Source organism: Streptomyces sp. NPDC048196, assembly GCF_040652715.1.
GTDB classification, from domain to species: Bacteria; Actinomycetota; Actinomycetes; order Streptomycetales; family Streptomycetaceae; genus Streptomyces; species Streptomyces siderophoricus.
The window spans coordinates 122,874-144,431 of sequence record NZ_JBEZMM010000014.1 but is presented as its reverse complement, the minus strand read 5'-3'; the positions used below and the strand labels follow the sequence as shown (position 1 = coordinate 144,431).

16 protein-coding genes are annotated in these 21,558 nt (G+C 72.2%); 6 read left to right on the top strand and 10 right to left on the bottom strand.

The window, feature by feature from the left end; genetic code table 11:
• Window positions 1-42 precede the first annotated feature (42 nt).
• From AB0E02_RS17270 to rsmI, 6 genes are all read right to left on the bottom strand, one after another.
• Window positions 43-942 (bottom strand): 4-(cytidine 5'-diphospho)-2-C-methyl-D-erythritol kinase, encoded by a 900-nt coding sequence (locus AB0E02_RS17270; protein WP_362140007.1) that lies wholly within the window; start codon window positions 940-942, stop codon window positions 43-45.
• On the bottom strand, window positions 939-1,817 hold the full coding sequence (gene rsmA, locus AB0E02_RS17265; protein WP_362140005.1) for a 16S rRNA (adenine(1518)-N(6)/adenine(1519)-N(6))-dimethyltransferase RsmA: 879 nt from the start codon (window positions 1,815-1,817) through the stop codon (window positions 939-941). Before rsmA ends, AB0E02_RS17270 begins: the two co-directional genes overlap by 4 nt.
• Entirely contained in the window at window positions 1,814-2,971 is a 1,158-nt protein-coding gene (locus AB0E02_RS17260) for a ubiquitin-like domain-containing protein (protein WP_362140002.1), read from the bottom strand. Before AB0E02_RS17260 ends, rsmA begins: the two co-directional genes overlap by 4 nt.
• Window positions 2,972-3,112: 141 nt before the next feature.
• The gene (locus AB0E02_RS17255) at window positions 3,113-4,015 is read right to left on the bottom strand and encodes a TatD family hydrolase (RefSeq protein WP_362140000.1); all 903 of its coding nucleotides are present in this window, start codon (window positions 4,013-4,015) and stop codon (window positions 3,113-3,115) included.
• 32 nt (window positions 4,016-4,047) lie between these two features.
• On the bottom strand, window positions 4,048-4,533 hold the full coding sequence (locus AB0E02_RS17250; RefSeq protein ID WP_362139997.1) for a hypothetical protein: 486 nt from the start codon (window positions 4,531-4,533) through the stop codon (window positions 4,048-4,050).
• A gap of 280 nt (window positions 4,534-4,813) precedes the next feature.
• A complete protein-coding gene (rsmI, locus tag AB0E02_RS17245; RefSeq protein WP_362139994.1) occupies window positions 4,814-5,668 on the bottom strand; it encodes a 16S rRNA (cytidine(1402)-2'-O)-methyltransferase in 855 nt (284 codons plus the stop codon).
• Between the two features lie 111 nt (window positions 5,669-5,779).
• Between rsmI and AB0E02_RS17240 the strand changes: the two genes are divergently transcribed.
• The 4 genes from AB0E02_RS17240 to AB0E02_RS17225 all read left to right on the top strand — a co-directional run bounded on the left by AB0E02_RS17240 (window position 5,780) and on the right by AB0E02_RS17225 (window position 10,848).
• Window positions 5,780-7,519: a phospholipid carrier-dependent glycosyltransferase gene (locus AB0E02_RS17240; RefSeq protein ID WP_362139991.1), complete on the top strand. Its 1,740-nt coding sequence runs from the start codon at window positions 5,780-5,782 to the stop codon at window positions 7,517-7,519.
• Between the two features lie 160 nt (window positions 7,520-7,679).
• Window positions 7,680-9,335 (top strand): penicillin-binding transpeptidase domain-containing protein, encoded by a 1,656-nt coding sequence (locus tag AB0E02_RS17235; RefSeq protein ID WP_362139989.1) that lies wholly within the window; start codon window positions 7,680-7,682, stop codon window positions 9,333-9,335.
• Window positions 9,336-9,448: 113 nt separating this feature from the next.
• Complete coding sequence (locus AB0E02_RS17230; RefSeq protein WP_362139986.1) at window positions 9,449-10,000, top strand: YbaK/EbsC family protein; 552 nt, start codon at window positions 9,449-9,451, stop codon at window positions 9,998-10,000.
• Window positions 9,997-10,848: a DMT family transporter gene (locus AB0E02_RS17225; protein ID WP_362139984.1), complete on the top strand. Its 852-nt coding sequence runs from the start codon at window positions 9,997-9,999 to the stop codon at window positions 10,846-10,848. Before AB0E02_RS17230 ends, AB0E02_RS17225 begins: the two co-directional genes overlap by 4 nt.
• Window positions 10,849-11,110: 262 nt before the next feature.
• Here the strand turns inward: AB0E02_RS17225 and AB0E02_RS17220 are convergent, their stop codons facing one another.
• The 4 genes from AB0E02_RS17220 to AB0E02_RS17205 all read right to left on the bottom strand — a co-directional run bounded on the left by AB0E02_RS17220 (window position 11,111) and on the right by AB0E02_RS17205 (window position 15,168).
• Complete coding sequence (locus AB0E02_RS17220; protein WP_362139982.1) at window positions 11,111-12,316, bottom strand: serine hydrolase domain-containing protein; 1,206 nt, start codon at window positions 12,314-12,316, stop codon at window positions 11,111-11,113.
• A 176-nt stretch (window positions 12,317-12,492) separates the two neighbouring features.
• On the bottom strand, window positions 12,493-13,278 hold the full coding sequence (locus AB0E02_RS17215; protein WP_362139979.1) for an ABC transporter ATP-binding protein: 786 nt from the start codon (window positions 13,276-13,278) through the stop codon (window positions 12,493-12,495).
• Window positions 13,266-14,027 (bottom strand): cobalt ECF transporter T component CbiQ, encoded by a 762-nt coding sequence (cbiQ, locus tag AB0E02_RS17210; RefSeq protein ID WP_362139976.1) that lies wholly within the window; start codon window positions 14,025-14,027, stop codon window positions 13,266-13,268. The genes AB0E02_RS17215 and cbiQ overlap by 13 nt, the downstream gene beginning before the upstream one ends.
• A gap of 1 nt (window position 14,028) precedes the next feature.
• The gene (locus tag AB0E02_RS17205) at window positions 14,029-15,168 is read right to left on the bottom strand and encodes an energy-coupling factor ABC transporter permease (protein WP_362139974.1); all 1,140 of its coding nucleotides are present in this window, start codon (window positions 15,166-15,168) and stop codon (window positions 14,029-14,031) included.
• Between the two features lie 204 nt (window positions 15,169-15,372).
• On the opposite strand from AB0E02_RS17205, the gene AB0E02_RS17200 reads away from it, so the two are divergent.
• Both AB0E02_RS17200 and AB0E02_RS17195 read left to right on the top strand, forming a co-directional pair.
• Entirely contained in the window at window positions 15,373-18,030 is a 2,658-nt protein-coding gene (locus tag AB0E02_RS17200) for a hypothetical protein (RefSeq protein WP_362139972.1), read from the top strand.
• A 133-nt stretch (window positions 18,031-18,163) separates the two neighbouring features.
• Window positions 18,164-21,529 carry a S41 family peptidase gene (locus AB0E02_RS17195; RefSeq protein WP_362140069.1) on the top strand — a complete coding sequence of 1,122 codons (3,366 nt, stop codon included), beginning with the start codon at window positions 18,164-18,166 and terminating at the stop codon, window positions 21,527-21,529.
• Window positions 21,530-21,558: the final 29 nt, after the last annotated feature.

The following is a 21,558-nucleotide window of genomic DNA, read 5'->3' as shown; positions in this document are numbered from 1 at the left end:
TAGGGATCCCCACCCCCCCTGGAGGGCCGTCGCCCCGCCCCCCTACAGGACCGTAGCCCCCGCCGCCGGTGAGTCCGCCACCCGCACTGCCCGGCAGGTCCCCGACGCCAGCAGCGCCGTGGCCACGGCCTGGGCCGACTCCGGGTCCTTGACGAGGAACGCCGTGGTCGGGCCCGAGCCGGAGACCAGGGAGGCCAGGGCGCCGGCGGCGGTGCCGGCGGCCAGGGTGGCGGACAGGGACGGGCGCAGGGAAAGGGCCGCGGGCTGGAGGTCGTTGGCCAGGGCGGCGGCGAGGGCCGTGGCGTCGCCGCTCGCGAGGGCGGCGAGCAGTGCGGGGTCGGCCTCGGGCTCGGGTACGTCCGTCCCCTCTGTCAGACGGTCGAACTCGCCGTAGACGGCCGGGGTGGACAGTCCGCCGTCGGCGACCGCGAAGACCCAGTGGAAGCCGCCGCCGACGGGGAGGGGGGTCAGGAGCTCGCCGCGGCCGCGGCCCAGTGCCGCGCCGCCGACCAGGCTGAACGGTACGTCGCTGCCCAACTCGGCGCAGATGTCGAGGAGTTCGTCCCGGGAGGCGCCGGTGGACCAGAGGGTGTCGCAGGCCAGCAGGGCGCCCGCGGCGTCGGCGCTGCCGCCGGCCATGCCGCCGGCGACCGGGATGTCCTTGGTGATGTGGAGGTGGACGTCGGGGCTGCGGCCGTAGCGGGCGGCGAGGAGTTCGGCGGCTCGGGCGGCCAGGTTCGTCCGGTCCAGCGGGATCCGGTCGACGTCGTGCCCCTCGGCGGTGATCCGCAGGGTGTCCGCGGGGGTGGCGGTGACCTCGTCGTACAGGCCGACCGCGAGGAAGACGTTCGCGAGGTCGTGGAAGCCGTCGGGGCGCGCGGCGCCGACCGCCAGCTGGACGTTGACCTTCGCGGGGACCCGTACCGTCACCGTCGTCGTCACTTGCCTGCCTCCCGGTTCTCCGCGATCCGGGCGAATTCCTCGACCGTCAGTGCCTCGCCGCGGGCCTGCGGCGAGATGCCCGCGGCGACCAGCGCGGCCTCGGCCGCGGCGGCCGAGCCGGCCCAGCCGGAGAGCGCGGCCCGCAGCGTCTTGCGGCGCTGGGCGAACGCGGCGTCGACGACGGCGAAGACCTCGTCCCGGCGCGCGGAGGTCGCGACCGGCCGCTCCCGGCGGACCAGGGAGACCAGACCGGAGTCGACGTTGGGCGCGGGCCAGAAGACGTTGCGGCCGATGGCGCCGGCCCGCTTGACCTCGGCGTACCAGTTGGCCTTGACCGACGGCACGCCGTAGACCTTGTTGCCGGGGCGGGCGGCGAGCCGGTCGGCGACCTCGGACTGGACCATGACCAGGGTGCGGTCGATGGACGGGAACGTGGCGAGCATGTGCAGCAGCACGGGCACCGCGACGTTGTACGGCAGGTTGGCGACCAGCGCGGTGGGCGCGGGGCCGGGGAGTTCGGTGACGTGCATCGCGTCGCGGTGCACCAGCGTGAAGCGGTCGGCGCGCTCGGGCAGCCGGGCGGCGACGGTGGCCGGCAGCGCGGCCGCCAGGACGTCGTCGATCTCGACGGCGGTGACCCGGTCGGCGGCCTCCAGCAGGGCCAGGGTCAGTGACCCGAGCCCGGGGCCGATCTCGACGACGACGTCGTCGGGCCGGACATCGGCGGTCCGCACGATCCGGCGGACGGTGTTGGCGTCGATGACGAAGTTCTGGCCGCGCTGCTTGGTGGGGCGTACGCCCAGCGTGGCGGCCAGTTCGCGGATGTCGGCGGGACCCAGAAGCGGGCCGGACTCGTCGGTCGTACTCTTGCTCACCCGTGAAGCTTACGGCCGCACACCGGCCACGGGCTCGCCCCCCGGGTGATGTAGAGCTTCTTGGCGCGGTAGGTCTGTTCCTCGGCGGGGGCGTCCTGGGGGCGGCCGCGGCCGCCGAGGGCGTGCCAGGTGGCGACGTCGAACTGGTAGAGGCCGCCGTAGGTGCCGGAGGAGTCGACCGCGTCGGGCCGGCCGCCGGCCTCGCACCGGGCCAGTGCGCCCCAGGCGAGGTGGTCGGCGCCGCGTACGGAGAGCGGCAGCTGTTTGGTGCCGATGTGCACGATCTGCGGGCGGGGCGGCCGGACGAGCTCGGTGTGCAGCCGTTTCGGTTTTTGTCTGACGCCGTTGACGGTGCGCAGCCGGTAGGTGACCCGCCGCACGCCGGGCCGTCCCTGCTGGACGACGGCCTCGGTGCCGCGGGCCAGCTGCGGGTCGGTCCGTTTGACCGTACGGAACGGGACGGGCTCCTCGCGGACCTCTTTGCCGCCGGTGATCCGCAGCACGGAGATGGTCTGGCCCTCGCGCGGGAAGCTGTCCGGCGGTACGGAGGTGGTGTCCTGGTCGCGCAGGGCCAGTCCGGCGTCGGCGAGGGCCTCGCGGACGGTGGCGGCGTTGGTGCGGACGCGGTGTTCTCGGCCGTCGGCGACGAAGACGACGGTGCGTTCGGTGCGGACCGCGAGTTCCATGCCGTGCCGTTCGATGCGGCGGGAGCGGGAGGTGGAGAGGTAGGCGCCCTCGGCGCGCACCCCGAGCTGGTGGAGGGCGCCGGCGACGGTGTGGGCGGTGGTCCACACCTGGTGGCGCTGCCCGTCGATGGTGAGCACGACCGGCCGGCCGTGCCGGACCACGATCTCGTCGCCGCTGTGCAGGTCGGTGCCGGGGGCGGGCGCGACGATGTCGTGGTCGCCGATGCCGAGCTCTTCGTCGGCCAGCAGGTCCTCGACGTCGTCGGCGAAGGTGTGCAGGGTGCGGGGGGTGCCGTCGACGCTGAGCCGGACGGCCTTGTCGTGGGCGATGAAGGCGGTGGTGCCGCCGGCGAGGAAGGCGACGACCGCGGCCCGGGGCAGCAGCCGCCGCAGGGTTTCGGGGCGTTCGGCGCGGCGTCTGCGACGGCCGCGCGCGGCGCGGTGGCTGCTGCTCTGCGGAAGACTCACGGCGCGCTCCACATGCCACGGATGCGGTTGACGGGCGGAGGCTAGCCGAGCCGCGGTCACTCTCCAAAGTCGGTCCGGTACGGAAAGTGCTCACTTTGGGGGACGCCCGGCTCGCCGTGGTGACGGCGGCGGGGACGGTGGTCAGTACCCGAAGGCGCGTGCCGTGTTGGCCGCGACGGCCGTCGCGAGGGTGTCCTCGGTCATTCCCTTGACGTCGGCCATCGCGCGCAGGGTGACCGGAATGAGGTAAGGGGCGTTGGCCCGTCCGCGGTACGGGGCGGGGGTGAGGAAGGGGGCGTCGGTCTCGACCAGGACGAGTTCCGGCGGGGCGACGGCGAGGGCGTCGCGCAGCGGCTGGGCGTTCTTGAAGGTGACGTTGCCGGCGAAGGACATGAAGTAGCCGGCCGCGGCGCAGGTCTTGGCCATCTCGGCGTCGCCGGAGTAGCAGTGGAAGACGGTCCGCTCGGGTGCGCCTTCCTCGCGCAGGATCCGCAGCACGTCCTCGTGGGCCTCGCGGTCGTGGATGACCAGGGCCTTGTCGTGCCGCTTGGCGATCTCGATGTGGGCGCGGAACGACCGCTCCTGGGCGGCCATGCCGTCGGGGCCGGTGCGGAAGTAGTCGAGGCCGGTCTCGCCGACGCCGCGGACGTGGGGCAGGGCGGCGAGCCGGTCGATCTCGGCGAGGGCCTCGTCCAGCGCGGCGTCGCCGCCCGGCCCGCGCGCGCCCTGCCGCGACCAGCCGTCGGGATCGCCGAGGACGATCCGGGGGGCCTCGTTGGGGTGCAGGGCGACGGTGGCGTGCACGCTCTCGTAGGCGGCGGCCGTGTCGGCGGCCCACTGGGAGCCCTTGAGGTCGCAGCCGACCTGGACGACGGTGGTGACGCCGACGGAGGCGGCCTTGGCGAGGGCCTCCTCGACGGTGCCCATGGGGGCACCTCCCAGCGGTAGCTGGGGGAGCATGTCCAGGTGCGTGTGCGAGTCCGCGACCGCCACCCGAAGGGGTTCGGGCAGCGGGGGCGGGGTGTTCTTGTCCTGCGGTGCCATGGCCGCGATCCTACGAGGGCCGCGGCCGGCGCTCACCTGCGGTGGTGCTGGAAGGGGTGCAGCAGGTCGGAGAGGTGCCAGTGGTGCTTGGCGTCCTCCGGGGGCTCCTCGGCGGTGCTGCCGGTGCGCTCCGCGGCGGGGGTCCCCTTCTTCCCGTTCTTGTCGTTCTTCTCGCCCTTGTGGCTCTTCTCGCTGCCGTGCTGGCGCTGGTGCATGTTCGCGATCGCGTGGGAGACCATCGAGACCTGTCCGGAGCGCATGATGCGGACGACGTTGCTGCCGCAGCTCAGGCAGGTGGGGCAGGTCAGCGGGGACGGGACCCGCTCGCCGTCCGTGTAGTAGACGACCCGCTCCCGGCCCTTGCCGTCGAGCTGGTGGACTATGTCGTACGCCTGCTCCCAGCCGTGTCCGCACTTCATGCAGGCGAAGGAGTACGCCTCGTGGGCGGCGGGCTCGGGCTGGGGGATGGGGTGGACGCCGGTGGCGTTCGCCGCGGTGGTCTTAGCGATCTCGCTCATGTGCGCTCCTCTTGTCCGCTGGACAAGGTCTTCGGGAACGGTTCGTCCCTCACCCAGTGGACGCCTTTCCGTGGCGCAATGCAGTAGCTCTCCGACGGTATTGGCCCAGATTTGGCCGACGGTAGGAAAATCACCCCAACGCCTCGGCCTGCGCTTTACCTTTCCGGCCAGTCATTTACCTTCTGATGAGTCGGTTTTCTCCGTGGCCTGCGCATTATTCTTCGGCGGCCGGTTTCCGGGTGGCGCGGAAAGCCCCGGGACGCCCGCCGGGACCGGCTTCTCAGCCCGCCTTCTCCGCGTTCTTCGCCGCGACCACCGCGTCGAAGACCTCCCGCTTGGGCAGCCCCGCCTCCGCCGCGACCGCCGCGATGGCCTCCTTGCGCCGCTCCCCCGCCTCCTCGCGGACCCGCACCCGGCGCACCAGTTCCTCGGGTGCCAGCTCCTGCGGACCGCTCTCCGGGGCGCCCTCGACGACGATGGTGATCTCGCCCCGTACGCCCTCGGCCGCCCAGGTCGCCAGCTCGCCCAGCGTCCCGCGCTTGACCTCCTCGTACGTCTTGGTCAGCTCGCGGCAGACCGCGGCCCGGCGGTCCGGGCCGAAGACCTCGGCCATCGCGGCGAGGGTGTCGTCGAGCCGGTGCGGCGCCTCGAAATACACCAGGGTGCGCCGCTCGTCGGCGACCTCGCGCAGCCGGGAGCGCCGTTCGCCGGCCTTGCGCGGCGGGAAACCCTCGAAGCAGAAGCGGTCCACCGGCAGACCGGAGACGGCCAGCGCGGTGAGCACCGCGCTCGGGCCGGGTACGGCGGTGACCTTGATCCCGCGCTCGACGGCCGCCGCCACCAGCCGGTAGCCGGGGTCGGAGACCGACGGCATGCCGGCGTCGGTGACCAGCAGCACCCGGGCGCCGCCGGCCAGCGCGTCGGCGAGCTCCGGCGTGCGGGCCGCCTCGTTGCCCTCGAAGTACGACACGATCCGGCCGGTGGGCGTCACGTCCAGCGCCTGGGTCAGCCGGCGCAGCCGCCGGGTGTCCTCGGCGGCGATCACCTCTGCGGCGGCCAGTTCGGCGGCGAGCCGCGGCGGCGCGTCCGCGATGTCGCCGATGGGCGTCCCTGCAAGTACCAGCACTCCAGTCACCCGCCCATCCTCCCAGCACACCGCCGGCCCGCCGACCCGCCCCGGCCCGCCCCGGCCCGCCGGGCATCCGCCGGTGGCGCTCCCCACCGGTCCACAGGCCGCTTCCCTACGATGGGCCGGGTGACGAGTGACACCACCGCGACCGACGCCGCCGCGCACGCCGCTCCGGAGCCGGCCCGGCAGCCCCCCGTCTGGCAGCGGCGGCTGCGCCGATTCGGATATCCGGCCGCGCCGCCGGCCGACGTCCGGACCCGGCTGGTGCCCGCGTACCCGCGGGCGGGCGGCCGGCTGTGGGCGGTGTTCGGCGCCGGTCCGGACGCGGCGGCCCGGCTGGCCCGCTGGTCGGGCTGGGGCGGCCCGCTGCTGGTGGCGCTGTTCGCGGGGGTCCTGCGGTTCTGGCACCTCGGCAGCCCGCGGAAGGTGATATTCGACGAGACGTACTACCCGAAGGACGCCTGGTCGCTGCTCCAGTACGGCTACGAGGGCACCTGGGCCAAGAACGCCAATGACGCGCTGGTGGCCCATCCGCCGCAGATCCTGCTCTCGCCGGAGCACTCGTACGTCGTCCACCCCCCGGCGGGCAAGTGGCTGATCGCGGTCGGCGAGTGGGCGCTGGGGATGAACCCCTTCGGCTGGCGGTTCATGGTGGCGCTGCTCGGCACCCTGTCGGTGCTGCTGATCTGCCGGATCGGGCGGCGGCTGATGCGGTCCACGGCGCTGGGCTGCCTGGCCGGGACGCTGCTGGCGGTGGACGGGCTGCACTTCGTGATGAGCCGTACCGCGCTGCTCGACCTGATCGTGATGTTCTGGGTGGTGGCGGCGTTCGGCTGCCTGCTGGTGGACCGGGACCGCACCCGCGCCCGGCTCGCGGCGGCGCTTCCGGTGAGCCCGGACGGGGTGGCCCGCCCGGACGCGGGCGTCGGCGACCGGCTCCGGCTGGGGTGGCGACCGTGGCGGATCGCGGCCGGTCTCTGCCTGGGCCTGGCCTCGGCCACCAAATGGAACGGTCTGTACTTCCTCGCGGCGTTCGCCCTGATGTCGTTCCTCTGGGACGTCGCGGCCCGCCGCACGGCCGGCGCCCGGCGCCCGTTCCGCTCGGCGCTGCGCCGCGACGTGCTGGCCGCCTTCGGCTCCACCGTCGTCGTCGCCCTGGCCACCTACCTCGCGTCCTGGACCGGCTGGATCGTCACCAAGGGCGGCTACTACCGCGACTGGGCCACCACCCCGGACGGCCGGGCGGCCGGCTGGACCTGGCTGCCGGACTGGCTGCGCAGCCTGTGGCACTACCAGACCGAGGTCTACGCCTTCCACACCGGACTGACCACCCCGCACACCTACCAGTCCAACCCCTGGAGCTGGCTGATCCTGGGCCGCCCGGTGTCGTACTTCTACGAGGACCCCAAATTCGGGCAGGACGGCTGCACCGCGGCCGAGGGCTGCGCCCGCGAGGTCCTGGCGCTGGGCACCCCGCTGCTGTGGTGGGCGTCCTGCTTCGCGCTGCTCTACGTCCTGTACCGCTGGCTGTTCAAGCGGGACTGGCGGGCCGGCGCGATCGCCTGCGGGGTCGCCGCCGGCTACCTCCCCTGGTTCCTGTACCAGGAACGCACGATCTTCCTCTTCTACGCCGTCGTCTTCGTGCCGTTCTTGTGCCTGGCGCTGGCCATGATGATCGGCGCGATCCTCGGCCCGCCGGGGGCGACGGAGCGCCGCCGGACCATCGGCGCCGTAGGGGCCGGCGTCCTGGTCCTCCTCATCATCTGGAACTTCATCTACTTCTATCCGCTCTATACGGGTCTGCCGATCCCGAAGAGCGCCTGGCACCACCGGATGTGGTTCGACAGCTGGGTGTGAGCCGCCGCCGGAATTCGACGATTCCGTCACAGGCTTACAACAGCGCGTCACCGGACCGTGCCCGGATCGAGACTCGGTGCTCTTCCCGTGTCCCTTAGAGTGCGTGGCACGTTCTTGTGTGCGTATTCAAGGACGAGGCTCCAGGGAGGGAATCGGTGGCATGCGCCGTGAGGTGAAGTACGGGCTGATCGGCGGATCGGTGGCCCTGGTGGCGGGAGTCGTGGGCGGCTTCACGCTGTTCGGCGGATCGGACGACGCGACGCCGCAGGAGGTCCGCTCCGCGGACGCCGCGGCCGGTGACAACGCGCCCAAGGTGCCGACCGGCCCGCTCTCCGCCAAGGAGGTGCAGACGGCCGGCCAGGAGTTCCTGACCGCCTGGCAGTCCGGCGACGCGGCCAAGGCCGCGAAGCTGACCGACAGCCCGGACACCGCCAAGGCGGCGCTCGCGACCTTCGCCAAGCGGGCCGGGTTCTCCAAGGTGACGGTGACGCCCGGCACCCCCGCCGGCGACAAGATCCCGTACACCGTCGCCGCGCAGATCGACTACAAGGGCACCAAGGCGCCGTACTCGTACCGCGGCTCGGCGACCCTCCACCGGGACAAGGCCACCGGCAAGCCGGTGGTCGCCTGGCAGCCGGCCGTGCTGTACCCGGGCCTGGCCAAGGGCGACGAGCTGCGGACCGGCGAGGCCGAGGCGCCGCCGATCAAGGCCGTGGACCGCAACGGGGTCGAGCTGACCCCCGAGGCGCACCCCACGCTGACCGGGATCCTCGCGAGCCTGCGCGACAGGTACGGCGCCAAGACCGGCGGCAAGCCCGGCGTGGAGCTGTACATCAAGCGCGCCAAGGCGGCCAAGCCGGCCGACCAGCAGCCCGACAAGACCCTGAAGGTGCTCTCCAAGGGCACCCCCGGCACGTTGAAGACCACCCTGGACGCCAAGCTCCAGGCGGCGGCCGAGAAGGCGATCCGCGGCAAGAAGTCCGCCTCGGCGGCCGCGGTCAAGCCCAGTACGGGTGAGATCCTGGCGCTCGCCAACTCCCCGGCGAAGGGCTTCAACATGGCCACCCAGGGGTCGCTGGCCCCCGGCTCGACGATGAAGATCATCACGTCGGCGATGTTCCTGGACAAGGGCCTGACCTCGCCCGGCAAGAAGCACCCGTGCCCCAAGTACTTCACGGTCGGCGGCTGGAAGTTCCAGAACGACGGCAAGTCCGAGATCAAGAACGGCACCTTCGCGCAGAGCTTCGCCGCGTCCTGCAACAACGCCTTCATCTCGCTCGCGCCGAAGCTCAAGGACGACGACCTGACGAACGAGGCGCGGGACGTCTTCGGCATCGGCCTGAACTGGCAGACCGGCATCCCCACCTTCGACGGCGCGGTGCCGGTGCAGCACGACGCGCAGATGGCGGCCTCACTGATCGGGCAGGGCGGCGTGCGGATGAACCCGCTCAACGTCGCCACGTTCGCCGCCACGGTCCACGCCGGCTCCTTCCACCAGCCGTACATCGTCGCGCCGTCGCTGGACAACCGGACCTTCGCCAAGGCCGCCCGCGCCCTGAAGCCGTCCACCCAGTCCGGCCTGAAGTCGCTGATGAAGCTGACCGCGACCTCCGGTACGGCCGCCGAGGCGATGTCCGGGGTCAGCGGTGACATCGGCGCCAAGACCGGCTCCGCCGAGGTCGACAACCAGAAGAAGCCGAACGCCTGGTTCACCGCGTACCGCGACGACCTGGCCGCGGCGGCCGTCGTCCCGGCCAGCGGCCACGGCGGCTCCAACGCGGGCCCGGTGGTCCGCTCGATCCTCACCGCCGGCTGAGCCGCCAGGGGCGCTCCTCGTGGGCGCCCCTGGTGCATGCTCCTCGTGGGCGCCCCTCTCACACACCGGAACCCGGTCGCATGGCCCGTACAGCTTTCGCTAGCGTGCGGGCCATGTCGCTTTCCCCGTCCGACGCCCCCTCCCCCTCGCCCTCCCCCGCCCACCCACGCTTCGCCCAGGCGCTCGCCGACCTCGGCCTCACCGTGCCGGTCCGCAGCTTCCCCGAGGGCACCCGCACCGCCGCCGACGCCGCCGCGGCCATCGGCTGCGAGCTGGCCCAGATCGTGAAGTCGCTGATCTTCACCGCATGGGGCTCCCCCCTGTCCGACCAAGGCCGAGAACTCGGGGGCGGCGTACCGGTCCTGGTCCTGATGGACGGCGCCTCCCGCGTCGACGTGCAGCGCGTCCGTGCGGAGCTGCAGGCCACGAAGGTCACCCGCGCCGACGCCGCCCTGGTCCGCGAGACCACCGGCTACGCGATCGGCGGCGTACCGCCCTTCGGCCACCGCGTCCGCACCCGCGTCCTGGCCGACCGCGGGCTGCTCGCCCACGACGAGGTCTGGGCCGCCGCCGGCACCCCGCACACGGTCTTCCCGCTCGCTCCCACGACGCTGATCGAGCACGCGCAGGGCAGGGTCGTGGACGTGCGCGAGCGTTCCTCGTGACCCCGCTGGTCGTCGCGGCCGTCCTCGCGGCCGCCGTGACGCACGCCAGCTGGAACGCGATCGCCCACGGCATACGCGACCAGCTCCTCGCCTTCACGCTCGTCGGCGGCGGTGGCGCCCTCTGCGGCGCGGTCCTGGCCTTCGCCACCCCGCTGCCGGCCACCGGCGCCTGGCCCTACCTCCTGGGCTCCGCCGTCCTGCACATCGTCTACCAGGCCCTGCTCATGCGGTCATTCAAGCTGGGCGACTTCGGGCAGATGTACCCCATCGCCCGCGGCAGCGCCCCGCTCGTCGTCACCGTCCTGGCGGCCGTCTTCGTCCACGAGACCCCCGGCCCCTGGGCCCTCGCGGGCGTCGCCCTCGCCTCGACGGGCCTGGTCGGCGTGGCCCTCTGGGGCGTCCGCGCCGCCGGCACCCGGCCGCACTGGCCGGCCATCATCGCGGCCCTCGCCACCGGCCTGTCCATCGCCTCCTACACCACCGTCGACGGCCTCGGCGTCCGCGCCGCCGGCACGCCGCTGGGCTACATCGCCTGGCTGATGATCCTCGAAGGCCTCGTGATCCCCCTCTGGGCCCTCGCCGTCCACCGGGGCCAACTCCTCACCGCCCTCCGCCCGTTCGCGGCCCGTGGCCTGGCCGGCGGGGTCCTCTCCGTCCTCGCCTACGGCCTGGTCCTGTGGGCCCAGACGCGCGCCCCCCTCGCCCCCATCGCCGCCCTCCGCGAGTCCTCCATCATCGTCGGCGCGGCGATCGGCGCCCTGTTCTTCAAGGAACGGTTCGGCACCCCACGGATCGCTGCCGCGGGGCTGATGGTGGTGGGGATCGGCCTGATGCTTTACGCGGGCTGAGACTCGCCGCACGTTTTCGGCTGGCCCGCCGTGGGGGTGGCTGTCTTTTTCCCGCCTTCGGCGGGGGTGGGTTTAGGGCCGGGGCGCCTGGTGAGTGGTGGGTGCCGGGTTCGGCCCTCCAGCGCCCGTTGTGTGGACTGCTTCGCTTTACGTCCGAAAACCCGCCCCGGAGGGCCACACCCGAAACGGCAACGAAACCGAGCGCCCCCGGCCCTAAACCCCACCCCCGCCGAAGGCGAAAAACAGCAACGCCCGCGGCGGGCTAGCCGACAACGTGGGATACGGCTCGCAGCAGCGCCTGCGCACGGGGGTCCGCCGTGACATTCCGTTGCATCCCGTTCGTCACGTAGCCGAAGGCGACGCCGGTCTCGGGGTCCGCGCAGGCCAGGGCGCCGCCGCGGCCGGGGTGGCCGAAGGAGCCGGGCGAGAGCAGCGGCGAGGCCGGGCCGTGGAGCATGAAGCCGAGGCCGAAGCGGGTGGAGACCAGCAGCGTGCGGTCGAGGCCCGCGGACTCCTCCGTGCGGGCGAGGGTCAGGGTCGCGGGGGCGAAGAGCCGCGGGTGCCCGTCGACCGCGCCGATCAGCGCGGCGTAGCAGCGGGCCAGCGCGCGGGCCGTGGCGACGCCCGCCGAGGCGGGCAGTTCGGCGGCGCGGAAGGCGGGGTCGTTCTCGTCGGGACCCGGCGAGATCGCCGCGAAGGCGCGGCTCGTGAGGGAGGTCGGGTCCTCGTACGCCGCCGCGACGGTCCGCTTGGGGCGGACGCGGAGGCCGTGGGCGGCGGGCGGCGCCGGGGGCGTAACGGGGGCCAGCCGGCCGACCCGGGACTGTTCCGCGTCCGGCAGGCCGATCCACAGGTCCAGGCCGAGCGGCCCGGATATCTCCTCGGCGACCCAGGTGCCGAGGGTGCGGCCGGTGACCCGCAGCACCAGTTCGCCGAGCAGCCAGCTATAGGTCTGGGCGTGGTAACCGTGGTCCGTGCCCGGCTCCCAGGCGGGTGCCTGGGCGGCGACCGCGGTGGGGCCGCTGGTGCCGTCGAGGGCCTGGGCGGGGGTGAGCGGGGTGTCGAGGACGGGCAGTCCGGCGCGGTGGGAGAGGAGGTGGCGGACGAGGACGCGTTCCTTGCCGGCGGCCTTGAACTCGGGCCAGTACGTACCGACGGGCGCGTCCAGGTCGAGCTGTCCGCGCTGGTGCAGCAGCAGCGGGACGACGGCGGCGATGCCCTTGGTCGCGGAGCGGATCACCTGGGCGGTGCCGGCCTCCCAGGGTGCGGCCGTGCCGTCCGGCGCGCCGTCACCGTCCTTCGTACCGCCCCACAGGTCGACGACCTTCTGCCCGTGCCGGTAGACGGCGACCGCCGCCCCCCGCTCTCCGCGTCGCGCGAAGTTGGCCATGAAGGCGTCCCGGACCGGCTCGAAGCCGTCCTCGACCGTGCCCTGGACGTCCACCACTGATTCCCGCTTCCCACTCATCCGTCGCTTTCGTGACCCATCAATGGTGCAACGCGCGGATCGGTGCTGATGACCAGGGCCTCGGGCCGTGGCGTTCGTCACACGGGAGCGGCGGGGTGGGCGGTGGGCCGGGGCCCCACTGCGGGACGGGCGTCCTCACTGCGGGACGGGGGCGTCATCGCTGCGGGCGGGCGTCCTCACTGCGGGACGGTGACCGAGCGGGGGTCGAAGCCGAAGGGGAGCTCCAGGCGGTGGGTGCGCATCAGCTCGTCGTCGCACAGCAGCTCCTGGGTGGTGCCGTCGGCGACCAGTACGCCACCGGAGAGCACGACGGACCGCGGGCACAGCTCCAGCGCGTACGGCAGGTCGTGGGTGACCATCAGCACGGTGACGTCCAACGACCGGAGGATGTCGGCGAGTTCGCGGCGGGAGGCCGGATCGAGGTTGGAGGACGGCTCGTCCAGGACGAGGATTTCCGGGCGCATGGCCAGGACGGTGGCGACGGCCACCCGGCGGCGCTGGCCGAAGGAGAGGTGGTGCGGCGGGCGGTCGGCGAAGTCGGCCATGCCGACGCGGTCGAGCGCCTCGGTGACCCGGGCGTCGAGGGCGGCGCCGCGCAGGCCCGCGGCGGCCGGGCCGAAGGCGACGTCCTCGCGGACGGTGGGCATGAACAGCTGGTCGTCGGGGTCCTGGAAGACGATGCCGACCCGGCGGCGGATCTCCGCGAGGTGCTGCTTGGCGACCGGCAGTCCGGCCACCGCGACGCTGCCGGCGCCGGCTTCGAGGATGCCGTTGAGGTGCAGGACGAGGGTGGTCTTGCCGGCGCCGTTGGGGCCGAGCAGGGCGACGCGTTCGCCGCGGGCGACGGTCAGGTCGACGCCGAACAGCGCCTGGTGGCCGTCGGGGTAGGCGTAGGCGAGGCCGGAGACGGCGAGCGAGGGGGCGGGCGCGGCGGCGGGTGTTGCGGTGCTCAAAGGGTCCATCCCAGGAGGCAGACGGCGAGCGCGGCCAGGGGGAGGGCGGCCGCGCGGGTCCATTGTGTGCGGGTGGCGGTGGTGGCGTCGATGACGGGCATGGTGCCGGTGTAGCCGCGGCTGACCATGGCGAGGTGGACCCGTTCGCCGCGCTCGTAGGAGCGGATGAACAGTGCTCCGGCGGACTTGGCGAGCACGCCCCAGTGGCGTACGCCGCGGGCCTCGAAGCCGCGGGAGAGGCGGGCGATCCGCATCCGCCGCATCTCGTCGGTGATCACGTCGCCGTAGCGGATCATGAAGGAGGCGATCTGGACGAGCAGCGGCGGCATCCGCAGGCGCTGCAGGCCGAGGAGGAGTTCGCGCAGTTCGGTGGTGGCCGCGAGCAGCACGGACGCGGCGACGCCCAGCGTGCCCTTGGCCAGGACGTTCCAGGCGCCCCAGAGACCGGACTCGCTCAGGCTCATCCCGAGGGCGTGCAGGCGCGGCCCCTCGGCCACGAACGGCATCAGCACGGCGAAGGCGACGAACGGCACCTCGATCAGCAGCCGCTTGAGCAGGAAGCCGGCCGGGACCCGGGCCGCGACGGCGGCGGCCGCGATCAGCAGTGCGTAGAGCCCGAAGGCCCAGACCGTCTCGCGCGGGGTGGAGACGACGATCAGGACGAAGCCGAACACCGCGGCGATCTTGCAGTGTGCGGGCAGCGCGTGCACCGGTGAGTGCCCGTGCCGGTAGAGCTTGTGCGCGTGGCCGGCCCCCATGTCAGGCGTTCCCGCTTCCTTCGGCGGCCGGTACGGCGTTCTCGGCCGATACGGGGTTGTCGGCCGGCCCGGCGTTCCTGCGGCGGCGTACGGCCACGAAGACGCCGGTGCCGACGGCCAGGGTCGCGCCGACCCCGATGACCCCGGCGAGACCGCCGGCCAGCCGCGGGTCGGCGATGTCCTTGACGCTGTAGTCGGCGAGCGGCGAGTCCTTGGTGGCGTGGTCCTTGGCCTTGGCGTCGATGCCCTGGTCGTGGGCGACCTTCTCCAGACCGTCGGGGCTCGCGGAGGCGTAGTAGCTGAGGCCACCCGCGCACACCAGCGCGGCGGCGACCCCGGCCAGCCAGACGCGGCGGGCGGAACGGCGCGGGGCGGCGGCCGCGACGGGCTCGTGGGGAGCAGGGGCCGGAACGGGGTCACTGCCGGCCCCGGCCAGCGGCGAGGTCCGCAGCTCCAGCGGCTTGGCCAGACCCCGCGCCCCGTACACCAGGTCGGGCCGCACGGCGATCACCGCACCGACCGTCAGCGCGGTGATGACCGCCTCGCCGATGCCGATCAGCACATGCACCCCGACCATGGCCGCGAACACCTTGCCGATCGGCACGTCAGCGGTACCGCCCAGCGCGTAGATCGCGGTGAAGGCGACCGCCGCGGCCGGCACGGAAAGCAGCGCCCCGACGAACGAAGCGACGGTCACCGAACTGCGCCGCCGCGGCAGCACCTTCACCAGCAGCCGGAACACCGCATAGGCGACCACGGTCGTCACGATCGCCATATCGCTGATGTTGACGCCCAGCGCGGTCAGCCCGCCGTCCGCGAAGAGCACACCCTGCATGAGCAGCACGACCGAGACGCACAGCACCCCGGTGTACGGCCCGACGAGTATCGCCGCGAGCGCCCCGCCGAGCAGATGCCCGCTCGTACCGGCCGCCACGGGGAAATTCAGCATCTGCACGGCAAAGATGAACGCCGCCACCAGCCCGGCCAGCGGCGCGGTCCGCTCCGCCCCGGCCCCGACCCCTTGCCCCGCACCCGCCAGCTCCCGCCGCGCCCCACGCAGGCTGACCGCAACGGCCACCGCAGCAACCACACCGGTCGCCGCCGACACCGGCGCATTGATGAATCCATCGGGTACGTGCATCTCAGGGTCTCCGCTTCAGGCTGCAACCAGCCAAGGGTTTGCAATCAGCCAATGGTGAGGCTTACTGCAACAAAGTCGCAAGAGCGCCTTGAATGCGGGACGGGCGGACGCCCCGGAGGCGGCCGGTGGTCCGCCCCCCGCCCGGTGGCGGGTCCCTGCCAACCGGAGGAGACTGGAAAGAAGAGATCGGCCGGAGCAGCTGTCATGGCGAAGCGACCGGGAAAGCTCTCCCGGACTCCTACATCGCCGCTTCTCGTTCCGCGGGTGGTGGCGTGGGGGGTGTCGGCGGTCCTGATCACGCTAGGGGTCCTGCCGCTTGGTTGGTGGGCGGGCGCGAGCAACTGGCACTGGACCGCAGTCAGCACGTTTCCCCGCATCTTCAGCGGGCTCGCTGCATTCATCAGCGGCCAGGGGATCAGTCCGGGGGTGCGATTGGGGGGCCTGCTACTGGTGCTGCTGGCCCTGTACGCATGGTGGCGGTTCAGCCGCTCCCTGCTGGGATACCGACCCGGCCCCGTCCAGGTGGAGCAGCTCGTCGACGCCACGGCCGACAAGAAACCGCCGCGGGTCGACGACCTGACCTCACGACTCCGCATGAAGCTGTCCGAGAGCAGTCTCTATCCGCCCACTACGGTGCCGGCGGAGGCTCCACCCACCGGGTTTCTCGACCTCCTCGGCGATGTGGATCTTCATAAGCCTGGCACCACCATTCCGCGACTGCTCAGTCGGCTGCGGCCCAAACTGGCCTACCGGGTCGGCGGCGCCCTCCAGCATCGTGAACACGGGACGGAGCCCTACGGCATCACCGTCACGCTCACCGCGTACGTCTTCAGCGGTGCCCGGGCCACCACCGTCTGGGGCCGAGACTGGGAACAGGCTGTATGCCGGGCCGCCTACTGGGTCGAAGCGTCGCTGCTGCCGGTGACGCGCGCCGGAAAGCAGCCACCGTGGCGTTCCTGGTGGGCCCGTGAACTGCCGCCGGAGTTGCTCCGCGCCTACCAAGAGGCGAAGTCGCTGAGCGCCCGGCAGCGCTACGACCAAGCGCTGAAACGCTACGGCGACGCCCTGAAATTCGACCCGCAGAACCCCTACATACGAGCGGAGTTCGCCGGGGCGCAGGAAAAACTGGCACTTCCTGTCGATGCTTTGGAAACCTGCCAGTCGGGTCTCACTCTCGATGGCCAGACCGCAGACGAGTACAACAAACGCCTGTGGATTCGCTGGCGACTTTTCGCTTCAAGATTCCGTTACTTCTTCCGCCCCCGCGCGTACTGGGAGACGCTTGGCCTCCGCTACCGCAATGCCATCATCCTGGGGACCTCGGAGGAGATCGTTGATTCCGAGGAAGGGCCTCCTCCTGACGGCGAACGCATGCAGATGTCGGACTGCCTGCGGCACGTACTGGCAGAGCGTTACTGGCCGGTCGCTGTCGACTTCGCTCTCGCACAGGAAGGATCTTGCAAAACCGCCGAGTACAGCGAGCATGGGGTCGAAGTGACCTCCAGGAAATGGCTTGAAGAGCACCTGCAGGATAATGTCTCAGCTGTCGAGAAGGGGCAGGTCCGCGTGGTGCTCCAGAGAGCTGCCGTGCAGGAGCTGTACCGGCTCACAAAAGACCACTTGCACGCGCGCTGCTCCCCCCTCGCCTGGCCCTCCGGGCTGCTGCGTGTGCTCCGTAGAGTCTGGCCACCCGCATACGTCCAGCGAAACCGCTGCCAGCCCTCGCTCACACGCGTAGGCCTGATGATCAACCGTGATGTCTGGGGCCCCTTGCGGCTAGCCTGGCAAGCAAACGAGCTGGCAGGACCTCTACCGGCCCCAGAGGATCACCGTGCGAGGACGGGCCATTGGCGCGCCTACGAACGGCGCAGGTACGTGATGGAATGGGAAGGGCTGACCCCGGAAACTCTCCGCGCTCGCGTGCGGCCCTTTTCTCCCGCCCTGCGCGAATGGCAGGACTACTACAACTTTGCGTGCGTCTACGCCGTGGCGATGAAAAGGTACGAGGCCAAAAAACCGAGCAAGGCTGAGAAATGCAACCGTAACCAGCTGGCCGATATGGCCGTCAAGAAATTGGAAAAAGCGGTGCTGCGAGCTGAAAGCGGCTTCACCACGCTGGGGCGTTCGTGGCTACTGTTCGAGGATCCGGATCTGTCCTTGCTCCGCCGCCATTCTTCCTTCTCCGATTTCGTGCGGCGCACCTTCCCCAGTGCAGCACCCTTGGACAGGCCGTTCCCCTGCACCTCGATCCGCTGCCTCACGGATGGCTATGCACGCCGCCTCCTGAACGAGACCGCCCTCGTCATGGAACAGATTTGGCGGCAGCGCGGCAAGAACGGAACTGTTTCCGTCGGCGTCCTCCGAGCCTGGCTGAGTGCCGAAGAGAAGGTTTGGGAAAACCTCTTTGAAGTCGCGAAGAAGCACCCGGGCAACTGGGAGGACAGGGCCACTCTCATCGGCGCTGTCCAGGAGAGCGATCCAGCCACTGCGGCCCGGTCCGACTTTCCCCCGGGGATGCTGCACGAATCCGACTCCGACGCGGAGAAGCGTCACAAATGCCTTTCGGAGTTGCTGCATTCCCTCACGGACGACCTCAGGGAGAATCTTTCCGAGACTGCTTTGAGACGCAGTCACGCATGGTGCGCCATCCTCGACGACGCCATAGCTGCTGGGGTGACCAAGATGCCCGCGTCCGATGCCCGCACCTTGTGCGCTCAGTACGCGGCCGCTTGGCAGAGGCTGGGGGCCAGGCTGAGGGCTGCGCAGGACTGGGACACCAGGAAGAAATTCCAGGCAGCCGTACACGACATCGCGCGACCTGCGCGCCAGCGCACCTCCACACACCCGGTCATCCGGATCTGACTGCTCGGCCTCACCCATCCGAGTTGCCACCCACTCCCCCGCCCGAAACCATGGGGGCGTGAGCGATGTACCCGGGGCCGTCGGGCCTCGCCAGGGGACGGATGTCGTCGAGACGGAGGGGCGGCTGCGTCGGATGCCGGCTGGGCCGGGGGCGCCGCCCGGGGCTTACCTGCGGTTTCCGCATCTGCACGGGGATCTGCTCTGCTTCGCCGCCGAGGACGATGTGTGGGTGGCCCCGATCGCGGCGGAGGGGGAGGAGCCGGGGCGGGCGTGGCGGCTGACCGTGGACCGGACGCGGGTCGGGCATCCGCGGTTCTCGCCGGACGGGCGGCACATCGCGTTCACGACGTGGCGGAGCCTCGACCCGGAAGTGCATCTCGCGCCGGTGGAGGGCGGTCCGGCGCGGCGGCTGACGTACTGGGGCAGTACCGATGCGCGGGTGTGCGGGTGGACGCCGCCGGATCATGAGGGCCAGGCGCACGTGCTCGCGGTGTCCTCGCACGGGCAGCCGTTCTCGTACTACTCGTGGGCCTACAGCCTGCCGACCGACGGCAGTCCCGGCGGCAAGCTGCCGTGGGGGCCGGTGTCCGACATCGCGGTCGCCGACGTCGAGGGGGAGCGCCGCACCCTGCTGCTCACCGGCAAGCCGCCGCACGAGCCCGCCTCCTGGAAGCGCTACCGGGGTGGGGCGATGGGCCGGATGTGGCTGCACGGGACCCGGCTGCTGCCGGATCTGTACGGGCATCTGGACTCGGTGATGTTCGTGGGCGGGCGGATCGCGTTCCTGTCGGATCATGAGGGCGTCGGCAACGTCTATTCGTGCCTGGCGGACGGGACGGATCTGCGGCGGCACAGCGATCACACCGATTTCTACGCCCGGCATGCCTCGACCGACGGGGAGCGGATCGTCTACCAGTGCGCGGGCGACCTCTGGCTGGTCGAGGACCTGAGTCCGGACGCCGTACCGCGGAAGCTGGCGGTGCGGCTGGGCGGGCCGCGGGCCGGGCGGCGCAGCTACCAGGTCCCGGCCGCCTCGCACGTCACCTCGCTCGCGGTGGACGCCACCGGGCGGGCCAGCGCGATCGGGGTCCGCGGCAGCCTGTACTGGCTCACCCACCGCGACGGCCCGGCCCGGGCGATCCACGACACCCCGGGCATCCGCGTCCGGCTGCCCGAGATGCTGGGCTCCAGCGGCCGGATCGCCTACGTCACCGACGCCGAGGGCCCGGACGCCATCGAGATCGCCAATCTGCCGCGGGCCAGTGATCCGGGGCGGCCGCGCCGGCTGGCCGCCGGTGAGCTGGGCCGGGTCCACGAGATGACCTCGTCGCCGGACGGTGAGCGGCTGGCGGTGGCGTCCCACGACGGCCGGCTGCTGCTGGTGGACGTGACCCGGCCGGACGAGGAGACGACCGAGGAGGACCGCTCGGCGGAGGAGGAGGCCGCCGGTCCGGGCGGGGTCACCGAGCTGATCCGGTCCACCAACGGCCCGGTCCGCGACCTGGCCTTCTCCCCCGACTCGCGCTGGCTGACCTGGTCGCACCCCGGCATCGGCCGTTCGCTGCGGATGATCAAGATGGCCCGGCTCTCCGACCGGCTCGTCGTGGACGTCACCAACGGCCGTTTCGAGGACGAGCAGCCGGTGTTCACCCGCGACGGCCGCTATCTGGCGTTCCTGTCCTGGCGCGGCTTCGACCCGGTCTACGACGTGCACACCGGCGACCTGTCGTTCCCGCTGGGCTGCCGGCCGCACCTGGTGCCGCTGTCGTCGGCGACGCCGTCGCCGTTCGCGCTGTCGCCGGAGGGGCGGCCCGCGGCGGGCGGGCTGGACCCGGACGAGAGCCCGCCGCCGACCGGCGAGGGGACGGTGCTGGTGGAGGTCGAGGGGCTGGAGAACCGCGTCACGCCGTTCCCGGTCGCGGCGTCCAAGTACTCCTCCCTGGAGCCGGTCAGCGGCGGCGGGCTGGTCTGGCTGCGCTGGCCGATCTCCGGCGCGCTGGGCGAGACCTTCGCCAGCCCGGACAACACCTCCGGCAAGCCCACCCTGGAGCACTTCGACCTGACCAAGGCCCGGCGCACCGAACTGACCAGCGCGATCGACGAGTTCGCGCTCAGCGGCGACGGCTCCCGGCTGGTCGTCAACGACGACGGCGAGCTGCGGGCGGTCCCGGCGGCCGAGCCGGCGGACAGCGATTCGATGGTCTATCTGGACCTCCGGCGCATCCTGCACGACGTCGACCCGGGCGCGGAGTGGCGGCAGGCGTACGACGAGGCGGGCCGGATCATCCGGGCGTACTTCTGGGAGCCGCGGATGTGCGGCATCGACTGGGACGCGGTGCTCGCGCAGTACCGGCCGCTGGTCGAACGGGTCGCCTCCCCGGACGAGTTCGCCGATCTGCTGCGTGAGGTGCTGGGCGAGCTGGGCACCTCGCACGCGTACGTCACCGGTGCCCGGCGCAACGAGGGGCCGCCGCACTACCAGCGCGCGATCGGTCTGCTCGGCGCCAACGTCGTCTGCCGGGACGGGCGGTGGGTGGTGCAGCGGATCCTGCCCGGTGAGTCCTCCGACCCCAAGGCGCGCTCCCCGCTGGCCGGTACGGGCATCCGGGAGGGCGCGGCGCTCACCCATGTCGACGGGCGGCCGGTGGACCCGGTCGCCGGGCCGGGCCCGTTGCTGGCCGCGGCCGGCGGCACCACCGTCGAGCTGACCTTCTGCCCGGCCGAGGGCAACGGGCACGCCCGCCGGGTCGCCGTGGTGCCGCTGGTCGACGAACGGCCGCTGCGCTACCAGGACTGGGTCGCCAAACGCCGTGCGGTGGTGCGGGAGCTGAGCGGCGGCCGGTGCGGCTATCTGCACATCCCCGACATGGGCGGCTCCGGCTGGGCGCAGTTCAACCGGGACGTGCGGATGGAGATGTCGATGCCCGCGCTGATCGTGGACGTACGGGGCAACGCCGGCGGCAACATCTCGGAGCTGGTGATCGAGAAGCTGACCCGCACCATCATGGGCTGGGACCTGACCCGGGACGCCGAGCCGGTGTCGTACACCAGCAACGCCCCGCGCGGCCCGGTCGTGGCGGTCGCCGACGAGATGACCTCGTCCGACGGCGACATGATCACCGCGGCCTTCAAGCTGCAGGGCATCGGCCCGGTGGTGGGCATGCGCACGTGGGGCGGGGTGGTCGGGATGACCGGCCGGCACCGGCTCGGGGACGGCACCACGATCACCGTGCCGATGAACGCGGCGTGGTTCCGGCTCTACGGCTGGGGCGTGGAGAACCACGGTGTCGAGGTGGACATCGAGGCGCTGCGCTCGCCGCTGCACTGGGCGGAGGGCCGGCATCCGACGCTGGGCGTGGCGGTGCGGACCGCGCTGGAGCTGCTGGAGCGGCATCCGGCGGCGACGCCTCCGGACCTCTCGGACGTACCGGACCGGCGGCGTCCGGCCCTGCCGCCGCGGGAGGCGGGCGGCGCCGCCGAGGAGGCGGCGGGGGCCTGAGCGGGCGGCGCGGGGCCGGGTCTCTCCGG